Here is a 17766-nt window from a genome sequence, read left to right on the forward strand (position 1 = left end):
AGCGCGATGCCGAGTCACTCATCGGCTTGATCGCGTCGAACAAGTCGTCATGGCCACCGGTTCAAGGCAACTGCTCTTGCAGCGCTTTCAGGTAATCCCCGAAGCCCTGAGGCGCGCGGCAATCAGCTCGGCTGCTGGTGGCCACGCTATGTGCGCCGCTCCAGATGATCTGTGCACCGCTGGCCTCGAGGGCCAGTACCAGTTGTACGTCTTCGTGCGCGGGCAGCGGCTCGAAGCCGCCGACCCGCGCATAGGCCTTGGCGCACACGCCAAGGTTGGCACCGTGAATATGCCGATGGCCGTCCTGGGACTGGTAGCGGCTGCGGTACAACTGACGCAACGCGGCGTTCTGCCAGGGCTGCCAGCGGTCGATGTGCACCGTGCCGCAGACCGCATCGGCGTGCCATTGCAGTTGCGACACCAACCAGTGCGCCGGTACGCGGCTGTCAGCGTCGGTGAAGGCCAGCCAGTGGGCGCCACGCTCGATCATCCAGGCCGCGCCGGCGCGCCGGGCAATCCCGACATTGCCGGCCTCCAGTGCCAAGGTCTGCACCCCATGGCGGTGGGCGATGCGCGCGCTGGCGTCGGAGCAGCGATCAAGCACCACCAGCACCTCGACCACCAAGCCTGCGGCCTCGGCCCGCGCCGCCGCGACCCTGACCGCCGTCAGACAGCGTCCGAGACGGCGAGCTTCGTTGTGTGCGGGGATGATCACGGCAATCATGGGCACGTCTCGTCCAGGTCGACGACACTGGGTTGGCAGGACCAGTACTCCAGCAGGAAGTCCGCTTCCTCGTGACGCAGTAGCGGATAAAGCGGCAGGTGCCTGGCCAGCAGGGCATGCACCTCACGGCCATCCTGCGGACAGCCAGCGATGGGATGCCGCCAGTGGCAGGCGAGCAGGCCACCGTCGTAGCTCAGGCTGGCGACGGCCTGCTCGATCACCTGCCGCCAGTCGGTGGGGTCGAGGTAGTAGCCGATCTCGCTAAGCACGATCAGGTCGAACTGTCCGCCTGGCCAGTCACCGGGCAGTTGCCCTTGTTCGACGCGGGTGTGCGCTACCCCTGCCAGGCGCTGGCGCGCCAGGGCCACGGCGGTGGGGTCGATGTCCTGGCACAGCAGCTCGGCACTGCGCTCGGCCAACAGCACGCTCAGCTCGCCGTTGGCGCAGGCCGGCTCGAATACGCGGGCATAGCCTTGGCGAGGCAGGCTGGCCACGGCCAGCTCGCGTTTTCGTCGTTCGTACCAACGGGTACGAAATGCCCATGGGTCATCGTTGCTTGCGTACAACGCGGCGAAGTACTGTGCGTCCAGGCTCATGCAGCCCCCCGTGAAACAAAGATCAATTCGAATGGCTGCAACAGGCAGGTTTGCAGGTGTTCGGGCAGCACCGGCGGGCGCTCGCCGTCGGCTTGCAACTGGCTGGCATGCGCGGCCAGGGCCTGGCGCTTGCGGGCCAGGCGCAGATCATCGAGTTGCACGCGCTGCGCCTGCGGCCAGGGCAGGCGCGGATCGTCCGGGGAGGCCCAATGCCAAGCCCATACCGGCACTTCGACCAACTGCGCGCGGCGCGCCTGGGCCACCCGCGCGCACGCGCGGCCCGCTGCTTCGTGATCGCAGTGCCCGTCGCCGCGCCAGGTGGTCAGCAACAGGTCGTCGGGCTGGAGCACCTGTTCCAGGTGGGTGACCAGAAAGGCTTCATCGTGCGCCAGGGCGCCGTCTTTGAGGTTCAGGCGTCGCCAGTCCAGACGGTTGAGGTCCAGGCCCAGCAGTTGCAGGGCATGACGGCTTTCCAGTGGGCGCTGGTGACGCAAGCGGCGTTCGGTCCATTGTGCAGAACCTGGGTGGCTGCCTTCGCCATTGGTGGCCGAAATCAACAACAGGTCCTGTTCTCGGCCGTGAAAACCTGCCAGTAGTCCACCGGCCATGAGGATTTCGTCGTCCGGGTGCGGTGCCAACAGCACCAGGCGCCGTCCGGGCGGGCACAGCTGCTCGGGTGACAGCCAGGTGGCGCGGGCCAGCTGGGCGGATTGTTGCCACGCGCTCCAGGGCGTGCCCGGCGCTGCCTGAATCAGGTTCTGGCTCATAATTGCCATGCTCCCTCCGGCATGCCGGTCAGTTGTTGGCCTAATTCGGCCAGGTCGCGCTCGGCGTGGCTTTGGCGCAGGTACACCGGCAGGTCCGCACTGAGCCTGGCGAAGCGGGCGCTGCGGCAAAAGGGCGTGGCGCCGAGCGCATGCCCGACATGCTGGATGACCTGTTCGACGGCGTGCTCGACCTGGGCGCGGGTGCGTCTTACCTGGAGGCTGGCATCCGCGCACGGGTGTTTGTCGATCCACGCCGCGCAGTCGCGAAGGGCGGCGCGGGCCCCGTGCAGGGCGCTATCGACCGCGCCCAGGTGCGCGTCGGCGTGTGGGTCGGGTCGGGGCTTGTGGCAGTGTTCGCGCAGGTAGTGCGCCAAGCCGGTGGCCGCGCCATACCAGCAGGCAGCGATTCCGGCACCGCCCTGCCAGAAGCCAGGGCGTGACAGGTACTGGCCCGGTGCGCCGATGGCCAGCCCAGGCGAGTTGTCGAACGCGATGCTGACACTGGCGGTCGCGGCCATGCCAACGGCCTGCCAGTGCCCGGCCTCGATATGCTGGCTGGGGTGGCCCAGTTCGATGGCGACCAACTGCGCCCGCTCGCCTTCCCAGGCGGTCAGCAGTGCCCGGTCGATCTGCAGTGCGCCTGAGCACCAGGCCTTGCGGCCTTGCAGACGCACGCGTTGACCGTCTCGCTCGACGATGCAGGTTCGCGCATCCGGTGGTTCTGCGGCCCACACGCCCCAGATGCTCTCGCCGTCAGGCGCGCTGGCGGCGCATTCGGCGAGGATCGCCAGAGCGTCGGTATGGCCTTCGTAGAGCTTGGCCAGACCCAGGTCGCAAGCGGCGACCTGGGCCAGGGCCCGCCAGCGTTCCAGGGTATGTCCCTGGCCGGGCAACGGAAGTCGGTCAAGCTGCTCGTCGCGTAGCGCTCGCAGCAGGTGCGCCAGCGAGGGGTCGAGGCCCGAGGCCAGCGGGCGCGCGGCGAAGCGGCGCAGTTGGGCATCGAATGCGTTCAGGTTGAAGTGCTGAGCTTGGCTCACGGGTGAATGCCTCCTCGACTGCCGGCTCCCAGATACCGCGTTTCCACACGATTACAGCGGCGGCGTGGGAATGGCCCTCTGGAAAGTGGACTGCGCATTTCGCGTACACCCGCAGGTTCTAGGGTGGCCGTGAGGGCGCGCTTTGGCGGGTACTCCTTCAGTGGCTGTGCCATGGCGGGCTCCAAAACAGTTCGCAGGTCTTTGGGTTGGGAGGCGACGTGTGGGGGCGGAGTTCCAAAAAAGTGCCGGTGTACGCGTTGAAGAAACTCTGAATCATTTCTCCAAGAGGACGGTCGACCGAGTGAAGCCAATAGATGGAGAACCGCCATGTCCACCCCTTCACGGCCAAAGCCGCAGGTTGAAATCGACGATACTGAAGACCGCATGGGCAGCGTGCACGAGCTGGACTTCAGCGAGCGTCGCGACGAACGCACGGGCCGCATCGGTGACGAGCCTCCGGCGCCTGAGATTGATCAGCACTATCGGTCGCCACAGGTCGCTGAAAACGGCATGACCGGTGATGAGGCACTGGGCGATAGCCCGCATGAAGACAACGTCACCCTCGACGACCTGAGCCCCGAAACGTTGTTCGACGAAACCGGTGCGCGAGACCCGGATGAACCTGGCACGGCGGATGGCCCGGCGGACCAAGCCCTGCGCGAGGTGCAAGCCCACGAGATCGGTGGCGGTATTGGCCTGGACGAGGCCGAGCTGGCGCGCGCCGCGCCACTGGATGGCGAGCCATGGACCGACGAAGTGGTGCCCGATGACCAGGGGAGGGCGCCTTGATGAGCGCGCAACGCTGTTCCTGTAATGCGTGTACCTGTAGCGTGGACGCCAATGCCGCGCTCCAGGACGGCAAGGCGTATTGCTGCGAGGCCTGTGCAAACGGCCATAGCAGCGGGGAACCGTGCCGCATGGCCGACTGCACGTGTAGCGAGCGGGGTCAGCCAAAGCCGAGTAGTGCCGACAGTGCCCTGGATGAAACCGGTCCTATGGGTGATCCGGTTTCGCCCTAGGCAGCCTGTTCGATCAGCGCTTGTCCAAGGCCGGATCGGCCTGTTGGCGCAAGGCCTTGGCGCGCTGCTCGAGGATCAGGTAGGTCACCACCGCCACCAACAGCGGCACCAAGTAGTACAGGGTTCGATAGCCCAGCAGGGCAGCGACCAGCGTCCCCTGGCCCAGTTGGCCTTGTAGAAGCGCGAGGAACACGGCCTCCAGCACGCCGAGCCCTGCTGGGATATGCGCGACCACGCCCGCCACGCAGCTGATCAGCAGCACCCCCAACACCGAGGGGTAGAACAGCTCGGACGGCAGCAGCAGGTGGATCAGCGCAGCCATCAATGCCCAGTTACTGGCACCCAGGGCTACCTGGCACAACGCCAGGCGCAGGCTAGGCAATGTGATCTCATGCCCGCGCAGCACCCAGGTACGTCGCGTGCAGAAGGCGCATGCCAGCACGTAAGCCACGCCGAGCGCCACCATCAGCACGCCTATCAGGCGCAGACCGCCGGCACCGACGGCCCAGCTTGCCGGGAGTTTAACCAGGCCAAGGGCGAACACCGTGCCGGCCAGTAGCAGGTAGCCCATCCAGTTGGTCAACAGACCCAAGGTCAGGATGCGCGTGATGGTCGCCGTCTCCAGGCCCAGCCGGCTGTACAAGCGGTAGCGCAAGGCAACGCCACCCACCCAGGTGGTGAAGTTGAGGTTGAAGGCATAGCACACGAACGCCACCGGCAACACTTGCCGGGCCGGTAGGCGGTGGCCGGTATAGGCGCGAGCGAGCAGGTCGTAGCTGGCAAATACCAGATAGCTGCAGGCCGCCAGCAGCAAGCCCAGCGCCAAGGTGCCAGGCCGATAGGCCAGCAGCGACTGGCGCACCTCGTTCCAATCCAAGTTGCGCGCCAGGGTGAACAGCAGTACCGGGATCAACACCAGAAACAGCAGCGTCAGCACGCGCTTGCCCCAGGTTTGCCAGCGTGGCGTTGCCATCACGTTTCACCCCCCTGGTAGTCGGCCGGCGCCAGGCTGCCGGCTTGCAGCGATTGCAGGCGTTGCCGGTGGGCCGGAAACCAGCCGGCGATTCTCGGGAAATAGCGGGTAATATGAAAGCCCAGGAAAATTAGCGGCGCGCGCCACCAGTAGCCGCGCACCATGCGTTCGAGTGTCACCGCCGTGCAGTGGTCCCGGGAAAGTTCGCTCAAATGTTGGTAAAGGCCTTGGTTGAAGGCGCGGTCACGGATTAACAGGTTGGCTTCGAGGTTGAGCGACAGGCTCAGCGGGTCGAGGTTGCTGGACCCCACGGTCGACCAGTCCTCGTCCACCAGCGCCACTTTGCCGTGCAGCGGGCGCTGGCGGTATTCGAGAATCTGCACGCCGTCGCGTAACAGGTAGTTGTAGAGCAGGCGCGACAACGTACGAACCCAACGCATATCAGGTTGCCCCTGAAGGATCAGCGTCACCTCCACGCCCCGGCGCGCAGCGTTACGCAGCTCGCGCAACAGGCGGTAACCAGGGAAGAAGTAGGCGTTGGCCACCACGATACGTTGTGTAGCCTGGCGAAATGCCTCCAGGTAGCTGCGCTCGATATCGTTGCGATGCTGCTGGTTGTCGCGCTCAACAAGCATGGCGCTGGCGGTGCCGTGCGGCGCATGCCGGGGTTTGACCCGGCTACCATCTTCCAGGACCGCTGCGAGCATCCGGCAGGAGGCGCTGTGCACTTGCGCGACCACAGGGCCGGTGACTTCCACGGCGTAGTCCTGCTTGGCTTGCGCGCCGAAGTCCCCCAGGTGATCGGCGCTGTAGTTGATGCCGCCGATGAACGCACGCTGTCCATCGATTACCAGGATCTTGCGGTGCAGGCGGCGAAACAGGTTGGTGCGCATGCCGATCATGCGCGGTTGAGGATCGAACGCATGGATGTGCACCCCGGCTTCGGTCATCGACGCAATGAATTCGTCGGGTAAATCCGCGGTGCCGTAGCCATCGAATGCCACTTCGACCCGCACGCCGCGCCGGGCCGCGTCGATCAACGCCTGGCGCAGCGGCTGGCCGACCTTGTCGTCATAGATGATGAAAGTTTCCAGGAGGATTTCCTCGCGGGCCTGGGCCATGGCCTCGAATGCACGGGGGTAGTACTGCTCGCCATTGATCAGCAGTTCGATGTGGTTGCCGTTGCACCAAGGCTGCTTCATAAGGTCACCTGCGCTACCAGTGGGGCATGGTCGGAAAGGTGTGACCACGGAAACCTGGACAGCACCCGCGCCTGGCAGGCGTGGGCATTGCGCAGGTAGATACGGTCCAGGCGCAGCAGCGGCAGACGCGCGGGGAAGCTACGCGCCGGCGTGCCGAATGCTTCGACCAGATGACCCGACAACTGCGCATCGGCCTTCAGGCGCCAGTCGTTGAAGTCGCCAGCGACGATCACCGGTTCGTGCGCCGGCAGGCTATCGAGCAACCCCAGCAGCAGGTCGATCTGACGTTGCCGATGGCCCTCGCGCAGGCCCAGGTGCACGCAGATCGTGTGCACCTGGGCGTGGCCGGGCACTTCGAGCCGGCAGTGCAGCAGCCCGCGCGCCTCGTTGCCGTGAATCGAGACATCCAGGTTGTTGTGGTCACGGATGGGGAACTTGGACAGCAGGGCATTACCGTGGTCGCCATCGGGGTAAACCGCGTTGCGTCCATAGGCGAACTGCGGCCACATGCTGTCGGCGAGAAATTCATATTGGGGCGCCTGTGGCCACGCCGGATGGCGCTGCGCATGTTGTTGATGGCTGCCGTGCACCTCTTGCAGAAACACCAGGTCAGCACCGGTGGCCCGCACCGCCTCGCGCAGTTCGGGCAGGATGAAGCGACGGTTGAGCGCCGTGAATCCCTTGTGCACGTTGAGCGTCAGCACGGTCATGCGTTGCACGGTGGCCGTATCGTCGCCCCGGCGGTGCAGGGCGGATATAGGCGTGTTCATGGCCGCTCCCTGGGTGTGGAAGCGGGCTCGGTCGGCAGCGCTTTGACCGATAGGATCAACTCCTTGGGCGTCGTGTCATGCCATTGCGCATAACGCCCACTGCAAACACCAATACGGATTTCGTTCACCAGGGCCCCCATGCGCTCGTTCGATTATCAGTAGCGACCTGTGGCGCAGGCCAAGGGTTCAGCATCAGCGACGAGTTGCACAGCACGCTTGCTCTAGATATATGTTTATACGTATATTCGATTTTCCATATATATTGGTGTCTCCATGTTTTCTCCGCCTGAGGTGTTCAAGAGTCTGTCTGACGAGACCCGTGCGCGTGTCACCCTGCTGGTCGCGAGCCTCGGAGAGCTGTGCGTCTGCGAGCTGACGTGCGCCTTGAACGAAAGCCAACCGAAGATCAGCCGTCACCTCGCGCAGCTGCGCAGCCAAGGGCTGCTGCTGGATCGTCGCCAAGGGCAGTGGGTGTATTACCGGTTGAATCCGCAGTTACCCGCTTGGGTGCATGACCTGCTGCAGGTGACCTTGCAGGCCAACGCGTCGTGGTTGGCAGACAATACCCGGCGGCTCAAAGCCATGGATGGACGTCCCGTGCGTGATTCGGTCTGCTGCTGATCCTTTTTACGAGAGTGCTCGATGCTGGTCGCGATAGCTGTCTTTGTGTTTACCCTCACGTTGGTTATCTGGCAGCCCAGGGGGCTTGGGGTCGGCTGGAGTGCCTCGCTCGGCGCCATCATCGCCCTGGCGGTGGGCGCCGTTTCGCTACAGGACATCCCCACGGTCTGGGCCATCGTCTGGAATGCCACCGCCACGTTCATCGCCGTCATCATCATTAGCCTGCTGCTGGACGAAGCCGGTTTCTTCGAATGGGCGGCGTTGCACGTCGCGCGTTGGGCCAACGGCAGTGGCGAGCGCCTGTTCGCCTTTTGCATACTGCTTGGCGCGGCGGTATCGGCGTTGTTTGCCAATGATGGTGCGGCGTTGATTCTCACGCCTATCGTCATCTCGGTATTGCTGGCACTGCGCTTCTCGCCCGCCGCGACCCTGGCGTTTGTCATGGCTGCGGGCTTCATCGCCGATACCGCGAGCCTGCCGCTGGTGGTCTCCAACTTGGTGAACATCGTCTCGGCTGACTATTTCAAACTGGGCTTTGCCGAGTATGCCTCGGTGATGCTGCCCGTGAACCTGGCCAGTGTGGCCGCGACCTTGCTGGTGCTGTGGCTGTTTTTCCGGCGTGATATCCCACGCCACTATGCGCTCGCTGCGCTGAAGGCGCCGCGCGAGGCGATCCGTGACCATGCCACGTTCAATGTCGGCAGGTGGGTGTTGGTGGTGTTGCTGATCGGCCTGTTTGCGCTTGAGCCACTGGGTATCCCGATCAGTGCGGTCGCCGCAGTCTGCGCGGCGCTGCTCTTTACCGTCGCCGCGCGCGGCCAGCGCATCGCGACGTGTCGTGTGCTGCGCGAAGCACCTTGGCAGGTGGTGATCTTTTCGCTTGGCATGTACCTGGTGGTGTATGGACTGAAGAACGCCGGCCTGACCGACCTGCTTACCCAACTGCTCGACCGGCTCGCTCAACAGGGGCTATGGAGCGCCGCCTTGGGAACCGGAGTGATCGCTGCACTGTTGTCCTCGGTCATGAACAACATGCCCAGCGTGTTGGTCGGCGCGTTGTCGATCCAAGCCAGCGAGGCACAGGGCCTGGTACGTGAGGCGATGATCTATGCCAACGTCATCGGTTGCGACCTCGGCCCGAAGATCACTCCGATTGGCAGCCTCGCCACGCTGCTGTGGCTACACGTTTTGGCACGTAAAGGTATTAGTATCACCTGGGGTTACTACTTCAAGGTCGGGATCATGCTGACCTTGCCTGTCTTGCTGATCACCCTGTCGGCCCTGGCCTTGCGCCTGAGCCTCTGATTTACGCCACCTCGCGAAGGAGTCGACGATGCGAGTCCTGTTCATGTGTACGGCCAACAGCTGCCGCAGCATCCTCTCGGAGGCCATGTTCAATCACCTGGCGCCGGACGATTTTACCGCTGTCAGTTCTGGCAGTTTTCCCAAGGGCCAAGTGTTGCCGCGTAGTCTGACCACGTTGCAGCAGGCGGGTATCTCGACGCATGGACTGTGTAGCAAGGGCAATGAAGTGTTCGAGCGGTGCCCTCCTGACATCGTCATTACCGTTTGCGATAAGGCCGCCGGTGAGGCTTGCCCGGTGTATTTCGGGCCTGCTTTGAAGGCGCATTGGGGGTTGGCAGATCCGTCCGATGTAGTGGGGGACGATGCTTCGGTCGATGCGGCGTTCCGAGCCACCCTGGCGCTTATCGCCTCTCGTTGCCAGGCGTTCTTTGCGCTGCCGTTCGATACCCTCGAGCGTGCGCAGCTCCAGCAGGAACTGGACCGCATCGGCACCTGTTGAACGGGCCGCCTCAAGGCATATTTTTTACGCGGGGCTGGTGCTCACCAGTCAATCGGTGTGCCGTCCCACGCCCAGAATGTACCGCTGTGCGCGGGACCGTGATGGCTGACGAGGGTCAGCAAGCGGCTGGCAGCATCGGCGGGCGTGAGCAACTTGCCCGGCGCGACATTCGCCTGGAAGGGCCGCGAAAGCCGGGTATCGGTCGTGCCTGGATGCAGCAGCAGCAGGGTTGAAGCGGGATTCAGGCGCTTGAACTCGATGCTCGCGGTGCGTATCAGTTGGTTGAGTGCCGCCTTGCTGGCCCGGTAGCTGTACCAGCCTCCCAGATGGTTGTCGCTGATCGACCCGACGCGGGCCGACAACGCGGCGAAGGTCATTGGATGGCGACGCAACAGCGGCAATAGATGCTTGAGCAGCAGGATTGGGGCGAAGCAGTTGCTGGTGAAACTGCCAAGCAAGCTCGCCATGTCTAGTTGGCTCAGCGCTTTTTCGGCGCGTGCCGGGGCCTCGTGCAGCACGCCGAGTGTACACAGGACCAGGTTCAACTGATCGCAGTGGGCGCCGAGCTGGGTGGCGAGTGCTTGTAATTGCGACTCGTCACGAGCGTCGCAGTCCAGGCACATCACGCGTTGCGGGTGATCGGCGGACAGGGCTTGCAACTCGGCGCTGCGCATCGCCTGGCGCGACACCGCGAACACGCGTGCGACGTCGTCACGTGCCAGTAACTGTGCGCACAAGGCCAGGCCAATGCCTTGGCTAGCCCCGCAGACCAGTACGTTCGCGGGTGTTTGCAGGTTGTGGATCAGGCGCATTGGAAAGGACCTTGGCTAGACCGTGATATTGCACCGCGAATGCGGCGTCCTGTGCCGGCTGGGGCTCATAGCAGAAGATAGTCGCTGTACTGGCGCAAGCCATCATGCGGGCCTTCGATCAAATGCACGTAGCGACCGTTGACCGAGTCCACCGGCAAGCAGTCGTCGACATCCAGCACCGCATCGGTATGCGGTTTGCTCCAGTTCGCCTGCAACTGCCGTCTACCACGTTGCTTGGCCTCGGCCTTGTTTGTGGCCACCACCAGCAGGTAGCGGTGAGCTTCACCGAACACGTTGGCTTCGTAGCCCCCGAGGTTGATGAAGAACAGGCGTGGGTCGTCCGGGCCGGGCGCCGCATCGGCGAATTCGACACGGTAGCGGTCAATGCCGGCGACCTCCATCCAGGCGTCGACGTGCAGTCCCTGCTGGCTCCCAAACCATCCCTTGCGCAGTTGTGGGTACGCGTGCTGGAGAGAGTCCGCCTGTGCGAACAGTACATCGTGGACCTCGATGCTGGCCCGCGGATGGCGGCCACCGAGCAGGACTATGTACAGCATGAGCCATTCCTTTTGGTGCTGTTGATGCTCGCTGGGCTGCCGGATCCTTTGGTTGGAGGGCAGCTGTAGCGCATTAAATTCTATGCAACCCAGTACAATACTTATACAAGATGCTATGGTTGTACAGCATTGAGGGGTAGAGGTGCTTATGAAATTGCCAGTGGTACAACGGCTGGGTGATGGTGAGCTAATCCGTTCGGGTGAGTGTTTCTGCACGGTGCAACTGTGGGCACTGGGCCCTGTTCACGACTGGAATCGGCCGTTTGCCCTTGAGCTGCTCTATCACCGGTCGATGTCCAAGGGCGCTTTGGTCCAGGAGATTTTCGAGCAGATGTGCAGGGTCAGCGCCAGCAGCCTGACGCCGCCGCAATGCGCGGTCTGGCCCAACATAATCGATGAGGCCTTCGTGGAGGTGCACCCGGGCATGCGCATCACAGGCGTGTTTTTGCCAGGGCAGGGTTGTAGCGTTTACGTCGACGGCAAGCTCAGCCGTGAAATCACCGACCCGCTGTTCGCCCGGACGTTCTTCAGTATCTGGCTCGCCCCGTGTGCCAGGGATACACAACTGCGTCAGCGCTTGCTCGGGCTGGCGGGCAACGACCGAGGAGCCTGAAAACATGTACAGAGCGATGTTGTTGGTTTCATGCCTGTTGCTGGGCAGTTGCGGCAACGTCAGTGTCGAGCGCTACGCACAAGAGCGACCGGTGTTCGACCTGGCGGCATTCTTTTCCCGGCCGGTGCAGGCCTGGGGAATGTTCCAGAAGCGTTCCGGTGAAGTGGTCAAGCGCTTTCACGTGCGCATCGACAGCCGTCGTGACGGTGAGCGTTTGATTCTCGACGAGCACTTTCTCTACAGCGATGGCACTCGCCAGCAACGTACCTGGACACTGGTGCCGGACGGAACTGGCCGCTGGCGAGGCACTGCCGGTGATGTGATCGGTGAGGCGCGCGGCGAGGTGGCGGGTAACGCGCTGCGCTGGCGTTACCAGCTCGACCTGCCAGTCGATGGGCGGCATTGGACGGTGGACCTCGACGACTGGATGTACCTGATGGACGAAGACACCCTGATCAACCGCTCAAGTATGACCAAGTTGGGGGTGGAGATCGGCCAGATAACCCTGTTCTTCCGCAGACTGCCAGAGGGCACGCCATGAACTTGAATGCACTGACCCAGATGGTTTCGACCGGCGAGGCAAAGGAGTTGGAACTGTTGTCGCTGGAGGGTGGTTTCTATGTCCTGCGAGCATTGACCGACGCAGGCCCCCTGACACTCAGCGATGCCCAAGGGCAAGCGCTGCGGATACGTTCGACGACTGAGCTGCGACAACTGTTGGCCGACCTGCCAGCAGTGCCCTGCACGCTTGTTCAGCAGGTGGTGCACGATGAAATGTGTGGGCAACGCGACGGCCCCATTGCGCCGTTACGGGTTCCGGTAACCCTGGCCAGCCAGTGGTAGGTCGCGATGCGTCTGGGACTGGTATTGGGTGACCAGCTGTCGTTCGACCTTGCAAGCCTGGCAGCACTCGATCCGGCGCGCGATGCGCTGCTGATGGCTGAAGTGCAGGAGGAGGCCAGCTATGTGCCGCATCATCCGCTGAAGATCGTATTGATCTTCAGCGCCATGCGGCATTTCGCCCAGCAACTGCGTGAGCGCGGGTGGCAGGTGCATTATGTGGAACTCGATGCGCGCGCTAACAGCGCCAGCCTGGTCGGCGAGTTACGCCGTTGGCAACATGCCTTGGGCGCCACCGATATCCACGTAACCGAGTGCGGTGAGTGGCGTCTTGAGCAGGCCCTGCGCGAGGCCCAATTACCCCTGGTATGGCACCGCGACACGCGTTTTCTGTGCTCGCGCGAAGCGTTCGCGCGTTGGGCCGAGGGGCGCAAGCAACTACGCATGGAGCACTTCTACCGAGGCATGCGCAAGCGCAGCGGCTTGCTGATGGAGCCCGACGGGACTCCAGCCGGTGGCGCGTGGAACTTCGACGGCGACAACCGCAAGGCATTGCCAAAGCAGATGCGTGGCCCGTTCCCTGCGCATTTTGAGCCGGACGAGATCACCCGCGCAGTGATCGCGCTGGTGCGTCAGCGCTTTAGCGATCATTACGGGGCCGTCGATGGCTTCGACTACCCCGTGACAGCTGCCGAGGCGCAGCAGCTGTGGCAACACTTTCTGGATTTCGGCCTGGCGGCTTTCGGTGATTATCAGGACGCGATGGCGGAGGGCGAGCCCTACCTGTTCCACGCTCGGATCAGCGCGGCGCTGAATATTGGCCTGTTGGATGTGCGGCGCCTGTGTGATGACGTTGATAGCGCTTGGCGTGAGGGGCGGGTGCCGCTCAATGCCGCCGAGGGCTTCATTCGACAATTGATCGGCTGGCGCGAATATGTGCGTGGCATCTATTGGCTGCGCATGCCGGATTATGCCGGTCTCAATTACCTGGGCAACCAGCGCGGGTTGCCTGAATTCTACTGGACTGGGCAGACCCGCATGCGCTGCATGGCGCAAGCGATCGGACAGACCCTGCAGTTGGGCTACGCACACCATATCCAGCGGCTGATGGTCACGGGCAACTTCGCCTTGCTGGCCGGTATCGTGCCTCGAGAGATTTGCCAATGGTACTTGGCGGTGTACATGGACGCTTTCGACTGGGTCGAGCTGCCTAACACGCTTGGCATGGTGATGCATGCCGACGGCGGCTACCTGGGGTCCAAACCCTACTGCGCCAGTGGTCGTTACATCCAGCGCATGTCCGATCACTGCAAGGCGTGCAGTTATCGGGTTGACCGCGTGGTCGAGGAGGATGCCTGCCCCTTCAACGCCTTGTACTGGCACTTCCTTATCCGCCATCGCCGCTTGCTGTCGGCTAACCCGCGTCTGGCGCTTGTCTATCGAAGCCTCGAGAGTATGGCGGTCGGCCGCCGTGATGCGGTTTGGCAGCGTGGTGAGGCCTTGCTGGCGCAACTCGATGCTGGGCAGGCGCTATGAAAAAATGCTTTTTGCCAAGCAAGTTGTGCGTGGTGTGTGGCCGGCCATTCAACTGGCGCAAGCGCTGGGAGCGCTGTTGGGAGCAGGTACGTTACTGCTCCGAGCGATGCCGCCGGTCAGCGCCACGCCGCCAGGCGCAAGAGCAATGGCAGGGCAAGTGCCCAGAGCGGCATGAGCAGCAGGCCGGTACCAAGCGCACCTAACGGCAACCCCACCTCTGCCAGCCGCGCACCGCCCAGATAAGCCAGTGGGCCGCCTAGCGCGCCGAGCAATGCAGCGAGCCGCCAGTCCTTGGCGACCCATGCCAGGCTGTGGCGCATGCCGCTTGCCAGCACTGCCCATAGCAACGCGAGCCACAGGGGCAGGGGGCGTACGTCGAACTCGAACACCCCCAGCACACCCAGCGCGCTATCGAGCGCGCATCCGGCCAGGGTCACGCGCAATAACGCCTTGGCTTCGGCCAGGCTGTTCGCGCACAGGCTCAAGTGGATCAGCACGCCTGCAATCACCAGCAACAATAACCAGGGCCGCTCGCTACCCAGCACGCAGATCCACCAGCCGGCTTGTAGCCAGATGGCGTTGGCAATCAGCCAAGGTCTTGACATCAGGCACTGCCAGGCAAGGGCTCACGCCGCGCCAGCGGCGCTGCCAGCAGTAAGTGTGCGACGCCGATGGTGCGCTCTTCGAAGCCCGCTTGGCAGTAGCACAGGTAGAACTCCCACAGGCGCTGGAACAGGTCGTCGTAGCCCAGTTCCGTCAGTGCTGTGCGTGCCTGCCGCAAGTTGTCGCGCCAATGGCGCAGGGTGAGGGCGTAGTCCAGGCCAAAATCTTCCATGTGCACAAGGTTCAGTGGCGTGTGTCGGCTGGCAGTGTCGAGCAAGACGCTCACCGATGGCAGTGCGCCGCCGGGGAAAATGTAGCGTTGGATGAAGTCGACCGAGCGCCGCGCCTGTTCATAGCGCTGGTCGCGGATGGTGATCGCCTGCAACAGCATCAGGCCTTCCGGTTTGAGCAGCGAGGCGCACTGGCGGAAATACACGGGCAGGTAACGATGGCCGACCGCCTCGATCATCTCGATCGACACCAGTTTGTCGAACTGCCCTTCAAGGTCGCGATAGTCCTCGCGAAGCACGTTGATGCGCTGTTCCAGGCCCAGGGCCTGGACGCGCTTGCGTGTATGGCTGTACTGCGCCTCCGAGAGCGTCGTGGTCGTGACCTTGCAGCCGTAGTGGGTGGCGGCATGGATGGCCAGACTACCCCAGCCGCTGCCGATTTCCAGCAGGTGATCCTCTGAGCGCAGTTCGAGCTTCTGGCAGATGCGCTCGAGCTTGTTCAACTGGGCCTGTTCCAGTGTCTGTCCAGGGTGCTCGAACTGGGCGGCCGAGTACATCATGGTGGGGTCGAGCAACCGCTCGAACAAGTCGTTGCCCAGGTCGTAGTGGGCCAGTATGTTGCGCCGCGCACCGCGCTTGTCGTTGCGGTTGAGCCGATGCAGCAGGCGTAGGGCAGGGCGGCCGAGGCGGGCCAGGCCGCCTTCGAGCGCATCGAGTACCTCGAGGTTGGCAACGAACACCCGAGTCACCAGCGCAAGGTCAGGGCTGCGCCAATAGCCGTGTATGTACGCTTCACCCGCACCGATCGAGCCGTTGCCGGCGATCAGGCTCCAGGTGGCTTCATCGAGAACCTCCACCTCAGCCTGCAACGGGCTTTGGACATCGCCGAAACTCCATTGCTGCCCGTGGCAGAGCAGGCGCAGGTGACCGTGACGCAGCTTGCCCAACTGGGCGAGCACGGCGCTTCGTGCCAACCCGCCGAGCAGGGGCGCAAGGCCTGCGAACTTGCTAACGCTCAGGGTAGGATTCGACATCATCAGGGTCCTCGCAAGGTTGGCCGAGCGCCAGGGAGCCCTGGCTGGCAGTATGGTCATGCACGGGCGTGCGTTTGAGTAACAGGCGTAGCGCTTGCCAGTAAATGGCTGAGACAGTCCGTAGACTCATCCACGGGAAGGTCATGACATAACGCCGCAGCGCGGCGCTATCCAAGGGTTGGCGGCGCAAGGCGAGGTCGGCCTCGAATACCTTGCGTCCGTGCTGCCAGTTCTGCAGGTGGATGCGCACATGCTCGGTGTCCAGGGAAAAACGCAGGTGGTAGTCCATTTCCAGCGGCATGAACGGTGACACGTGAAAGGCCTTGGCGACCGTGAACAGCCTGTCAGGTGCATCGTCCACCGGCAGGACATAGTGAAAGCGCTCACGCCAGGGGGTGTTGCGCACCTCCATCAGGACCGCCGCCAGGCGCCCGTCGCGCTCATGGCAGAAGTAGAAGCTCACCGGGTTGAACGAGAGTCCCCAGCAACGCAGTTGCGTGAGAAGGCGTACCGGCCCGTCAGGCACGTGCCCGGTGGCTTGCCCGACCAGCGTGCGCGCGGCCTCGGCCAGTGACGCGCCATGGCCTGTGTGTGCTGGTAGGTAGTCGCGCTCACGCCAGCACAGCGGCCCCAGGCGCCAGCGCCCGAGCCAGCGTGACAGCCGTATGAACCCGGCTTGTTCGTCCAGATCCAGGTAGAACATACCGATCCGATAGCGAAACGCATGGGGTCGCGGTGTCAGCCGACGGTGGCTGATCCATCCCAGGCAGAGGCTGGAGTTCACAGTTGTTCTCCGAAATACGCAGCCACCTTCAATGCACTGACCACCCCATCCTCATGAAAACCGTTGCCCCAGTAGGCACCACAGAAGTAACTGTGGTGCTGGCCTTGCAGGTGGGCCTGGCAGGCCTGTGCGGCGGTCGCTGCAAGGCTGTACTGCGGATGGGCGTACTGAAAGCGCGCAATGACCTGCATGGGGTCTATCAGCGCGGTTTGGTTGAGGCTCACGCAGAACGTCGCCGGTGCGTCGATGCCTTGCAGGATATTCATGTTGTAGGTCAGTGCGGCGGGCGCCTGCTCCGGGCCGCCCAGGCGGTAGTTCCAGCTGGCCCAGGCGCTTTTGCGACGAGGCAGCAGCCGGGTATCGGTGTGCAGCACCACATCGTTGTCGGCGTAGCCGATGGCGCCGAGGACCGCTCGCTCCTGCTGCGTCGGGGCTTCCAGTAATGCCAGTGCCTGGTCGCTGTGGCAGGCGAACACCACGTTGTCGAAGCGTTCGGTGCCGGCTGCGCTCGCGAGGGTCACGCCACCTTCGTCGCGGCTGACGCGGTAGACCTTGCAGTTCAAGCGGATACGCTCGGCGAACGGTTGGCACAAGGGCGCGACATAGCTGCGCGAACCGCCTTCGATGACGCGCCACTGAGGGCGCTGATTGACCGATAGCAAGCCATGGTTGCGGCAGAAACGCACGAAGAATGCGAGGGGGAATTGCAGCATGTCTGCCCGGGACATCGACCAGATCGCCGAGCCCATGGGCACAATGTAGTGGTCGATGAACCGTTGCCCGTAACGCTGGTGCTGCAGATAAGCGCCCAGGGTCGTGCTGGCGTCGATACGTTGGTGGTCCAGGTCGGCCAGTGCCTGACGGTTGAAACGCAGGATGTCTCGGAGCATCCCCCAGAAACCCGGTGACACCAAGTTGCGACGCTGGGCGAACAGGGTGTTCAGGTCATGGCCGTTGTATTCCAGTCCGGTGATCGGATCATGCACCGAAAAGCTCATTTCAGTGGGCTGCGAGGCGACACCGAGCGTATCGAGCAAGCGGATGAAATTCGGGTAGGTCCAGTCGTTAAAAACGATGAAGCCGGTGTCGATGGCATAGTGCTTGCCTTTCCAGTCCACATCGAGGGTGTGCGTGTGGCCCCCGACCCACTGCTCGGCTTCGAAGACTGTCACTTCATGTTTGCGTGACAGCAGGTGGGCGCAGGTCAATCCCGCGATGCCACTGCCGATTATTGCTATACGCAT

The 17766-nt window shown here is 63.3% G+C and carries 22 protein-coding genes and 1 pseudogene; 10 read left to right on the forward strand and 13 right to left on the reverse strand.

The window, feature by feature from the left end; translation table 11 throughout:
* Nucleotides 1–61: 61 nt before the first annotated feature.
* From FEM01_RS01540 to FEM01_RS01555, 4 genes are read right to left on the reverse strand one after another with little or no spacing between them, the layout of a single operon-like run.
* Nucleotides 62–724 (reverse strand): glycosyltransferase, encoded by a 663-nt coding sequence (locus tag FEM01_RS01540; protein WP_138217528.1) that lies wholly within the window; start codon nucleotides 722–724, stop codon nucleotides 62–64.
* Complete coding sequence (locus FEM01_RS01545; protein WP_138217529.1) at nucleotides 721–1320, reverse strand: class I SAM-dependent methyltransferase; 600 nt, start codon at nucleotides 1318–1320, stop codon at nucleotides 721–723. Before FEM01_RS01545 ends, FEM01_RS01540 begins: the two co-directional genes overlap by 4 nt.
* A complete protein-coding gene (locus FEM01_RS01550) occupies nucleotides 1317–2087 on the reverse strand; it encodes a PIG-L deacetylase family protein (protein WP_138218152.1) in 771 nt (256 codons plus the stop codon). Before FEM01_RS01550 ends, FEM01_RS01545 begins: the two co-directional genes overlap by 4 nt.
* The gene (locus FEM01_RS01555; protein ID WP_138217530.1) at nucleotides 2084–3124 is read right to left on the reverse strand and encodes an acyl-CoA dehydrogenase family protein; all 1041 of its coding nucleotides are present in this window, start codon (nucleotides 3122–3124) and stop codon (nucleotides 2084–2086) included. Before FEM01_RS01555 ends, FEM01_RS01550 begins: the two co-directional genes overlap by 4 nt.
* 327 nt (nucleotides 3125–3451) lie before the next feature.
* Between FEM01_RS01555 and FEM01_RS01560 the strand changes: the two genes are divergently transcribed.
* Together FEM01_RS01560 and FEM01_RS01565 are read left to right on the forward strand one after the other, a co-directional pair.
* Entirely contained in the window at nucleotides 3452–3913 is a 462-nt protein-coding gene (locus FEM01_RS01560; protein ID WP_138217531.1) for a phosphotransferase system, HPr-related protein, read from the forward strand.
* A complete protein-coding gene (locus tag FEM01_RS01565; protein WP_138217532.1) occupies nucleotides 3913–4143 on the forward strand; it encodes a metallothionein in 231 nt (76 codons plus the stop codon). The genes FEM01_RS01560 and FEM01_RS01565 overlap by 1 nt, the downstream gene beginning before the upstream one ends.
* 13 nt (nucleotides 4144–4156) lie before the next feature.
* Here FEM01_RS01565 and FEM01_RS01570 read toward each other — a convergent pair whose 3' ends face one another.
* The 3 genes from FEM01_RS01570 to FEM01_RS01580 are packed head-to-tail and all read right to left on the reverse strand — an operon-like array spanning nucleotide 4157 to nucleotide 7088.
* Nucleotides 4157–5116: a lysylphosphatidylglycerol synthase domain-containing protein gene (locus FEM01_RS01570; protein WP_138217533.1), complete on the reverse strand. Its 960-nt coding sequence runs from the start codon at nucleotides 5114–5116 to the stop codon at nucleotides 4157–4159.
* A complete protein-coding gene (gene clsB, locus FEM01_RS01575) occupies nucleotides 5116–6318 on the reverse strand; it encodes a cardiolipin synthase ClsB (protein ID WP_138217534.1) in 1203 nt (400 codons plus the stop codon). The genes FEM01_RS01570 and clsB overlap by 1 nt, the downstream gene beginning before the upstream one ends.
* Entirely contained in the window at nucleotides 6315–7088 is a 774-nt protein-coding gene (locus FEM01_RS01580; RefSeq protein WP_138217535.1) for an endonuclease/exonuclease/phosphatase family protein, read from the reverse strand. Before FEM01_RS01580 ends, clsB begins: the two co-directional genes overlap by 4 nt.
* A gap of 273 nt (nucleotides 7089–7361) precedes the next feature.
* Between FEM01_RS01580 and FEM01_RS01585 the strand changes: the two genes are divergently transcribed.
* Genes FEM01_RS01585 through FEM01_RS01595 form a run of 3 tightly spaced genes read left to right on the forward strand, consistent with a single transcriptional unit; the run spans nucleotide 7362 to nucleotide 9513 of the window.
* Nucleotides 7362–7709, forward strand: coding sequence for a metalloregulator ArsR/SmtB family transcription factor (locus FEM01_RS01585; protein ID WP_138217536.1), 348 nt, complete (start codon nucleotides 7362–7364; stop codon nucleotides 7707–7709).
* A gap of 21 nt (nucleotides 7710–7730) precedes the next feature.
* Nucleotides 7731–9014, forward strand: coding sequence for an arsenic transporter (locus tag FEM01_RS01590; RefSeq protein ID WP_138217537.1), 1284 nt, complete (start codon nucleotides 7731–7733; stop codon nucleotides 9012–9014).
* Between the two features lie 28 nt (nucleotides 9015–9042).
* Nucleotides 9043–9513: an arsenate reductase ArsC gene (locus FEM01_RS01595; protein WP_138217538.1), complete on the forward strand. Its 471-nt coding sequence runs from the start codon at nucleotides 9043–9045 to the stop codon at nucleotides 9511–9513.
* A 41-nt stretch (nucleotides 9514–9554) separates the two neighbouring features.
* Here the strand turns inward: FEM01_RS01595 and FEM01_RS01600 are convergent, their stop codons facing one another.
* The gene (locus FEM01_RS01600; RefSeq protein WP_138217539.1) at nucleotides 9555–10325 is read right to left on the reverse strand and encodes an SDR family NAD(P)-dependent oxidoreductase; all 771 of its coding nucleotides are present in this window, start codon (nucleotides 10323–10325) and stop codon (nucleotides 9555–9557) included.
* 65 nt (nucleotides 10326–10390) lie between these two features.
* On the reverse strand, nucleotides 10391–10882 hold the full coding sequence (locus FEM01_RS01605; protein ID WP_138217540.1) for a DUF1543 domain-containing protein: 492 nt from the start codon (nucleotides 10880–10882) through the stop codon (nucleotides 10391–10393).
* 148 nt (nucleotides 10883–11030) lie between these two features.
* Between FEM01_RS01605 and FEM01_RS01610 the strand changes: the two genes are divergently transcribed.
* The 5 genes and pseudogenes from FEM01_RS01610 to FEM01_RS24545 all read left to right on the forward strand — a co-directional run.
* Nucleotides 11031–11495, forward strand: a complete 465-nt coding sequence (locus FEM01_RS01610; RefSeq protein WP_138217541.1) for a chalcone isomerase family protein — start codon at nucleotides 11031–11033, stop codon at nucleotides 11493–11495.
* A gap of 4 nt (nucleotides 11496–11499) precedes the next feature.
* A complete protein-coding gene (locus FEM01_RS01615) occupies nucleotides 11500–12036 on the forward strand; it encodes a DUF3833 domain-containing protein (protein WP_138217542.1) in 537 nt (178 codons plus the stop codon).
* The gene (locus FEM01_RS01620) at nucleotides 12033–12338 is read left to right on the forward strand and encodes a DUF6482 family protein (RefSeq protein ID WP_138217543.1); all 306 of its coding nucleotides are present in this window, start codon (nucleotides 12033–12035) and stop codon (nucleotides 12336–12338) included. Before FEM01_RS01615 ends, FEM01_RS01620 begins: the two co-directional genes overlap by 4 nt.
* 6 nt (nucleotides 12339–12344) lie before the next feature.
* Complete coding sequence (locus FEM01_RS01625) at nucleotides 12345–13871, forward strand: cryptochrome/photolyase family protein (protein WP_138217544.1); 1527 nt, start codon at nucleotides 12345–12347, stop codon at nucleotides 13869–13871.
* Nucleotides 13868–13990: pseudogene (locus FEM01_RS24545) on the forward strand (DUF2256 domain-containing protein); the annotation flags it as partial. The gene FEM01_RS01625 and the pseudogene FEM01_RS24545, both read left to right, overlap by 4 nt.
* On the opposite strand, the gene FEM01_RS01635 reads toward FEM01_RS24545, so the two are convergent.
* From FEM01_RS01635 to FEM01_RS01650, 4 genes are read right to left on the reverse strand one after another with little or no spacing between them, the layout of a single operon-like run.
* Nucleotides 13988–14476: a DUF2878 family protein gene (locus FEM01_RS01635; protein ID WP_138217546.1), complete on the reverse strand. Its 489-nt coding sequence runs from the start codon at nucleotides 14474–14476 to the stop codon at nucleotides 13988–13990. The pseudogene FEM01_RS24545 and the gene FEM01_RS01635 sit on opposite strands and share 3 nt — an antisense overlap.
* Nucleotides 14476–15738 carry an SAM-dependent methyltransferase gene (locus tag FEM01_RS01640; protein ID WP_138218153.1) on the reverse strand — a complete coding sequence of 421 codons (1263 nt, stop codon included), beginning with the start codon at nucleotides 15736–15738 and terminating at the stop codon, nucleotides 14476–14478. Before FEM01_RS01640 ends, FEM01_RS01635 begins: the two co-directional genes overlap by 1 nt.
* On the reverse strand, nucleotides 15713–16522 hold the full coding sequence (locus FEM01_RS01645; RefSeq protein ID WP_138217547.1) for a DUF1365 domain-containing protein: 810 nt from the start codon (nucleotides 16520–16522) through the stop codon (nucleotides 15713–15715). Before FEM01_RS01645 ends, FEM01_RS01640 begins: the two co-directional genes overlap by 26 nt.
* Nucleotides 16519–17766 carry an NAD(P)/FAD-dependent oxidoreductase gene (locus FEM01_RS01650; RefSeq protein ID WP_138217548.1) on the reverse strand — a complete coding sequence of 416 codons (1248 nt, stop codon included), beginning with the start codon at nucleotides 17764–17766 and terminating at the stop codon, nucleotides 16519–16521. The genes FEM01_RS01645 and FEM01_RS01650 overlap by 4 nt, the downstream gene beginning before the upstream one ends.

This window comes from Pseudomonas mosselii (genome assembly GCF_005796105.1).
GTDB lineage: Bacteria > Pseudomonadota > Gammaproteobacteria > Pseudomonadales > Pseudomonadaceae > Aquipseudomonas > Aquipseudomonas mosselii_C.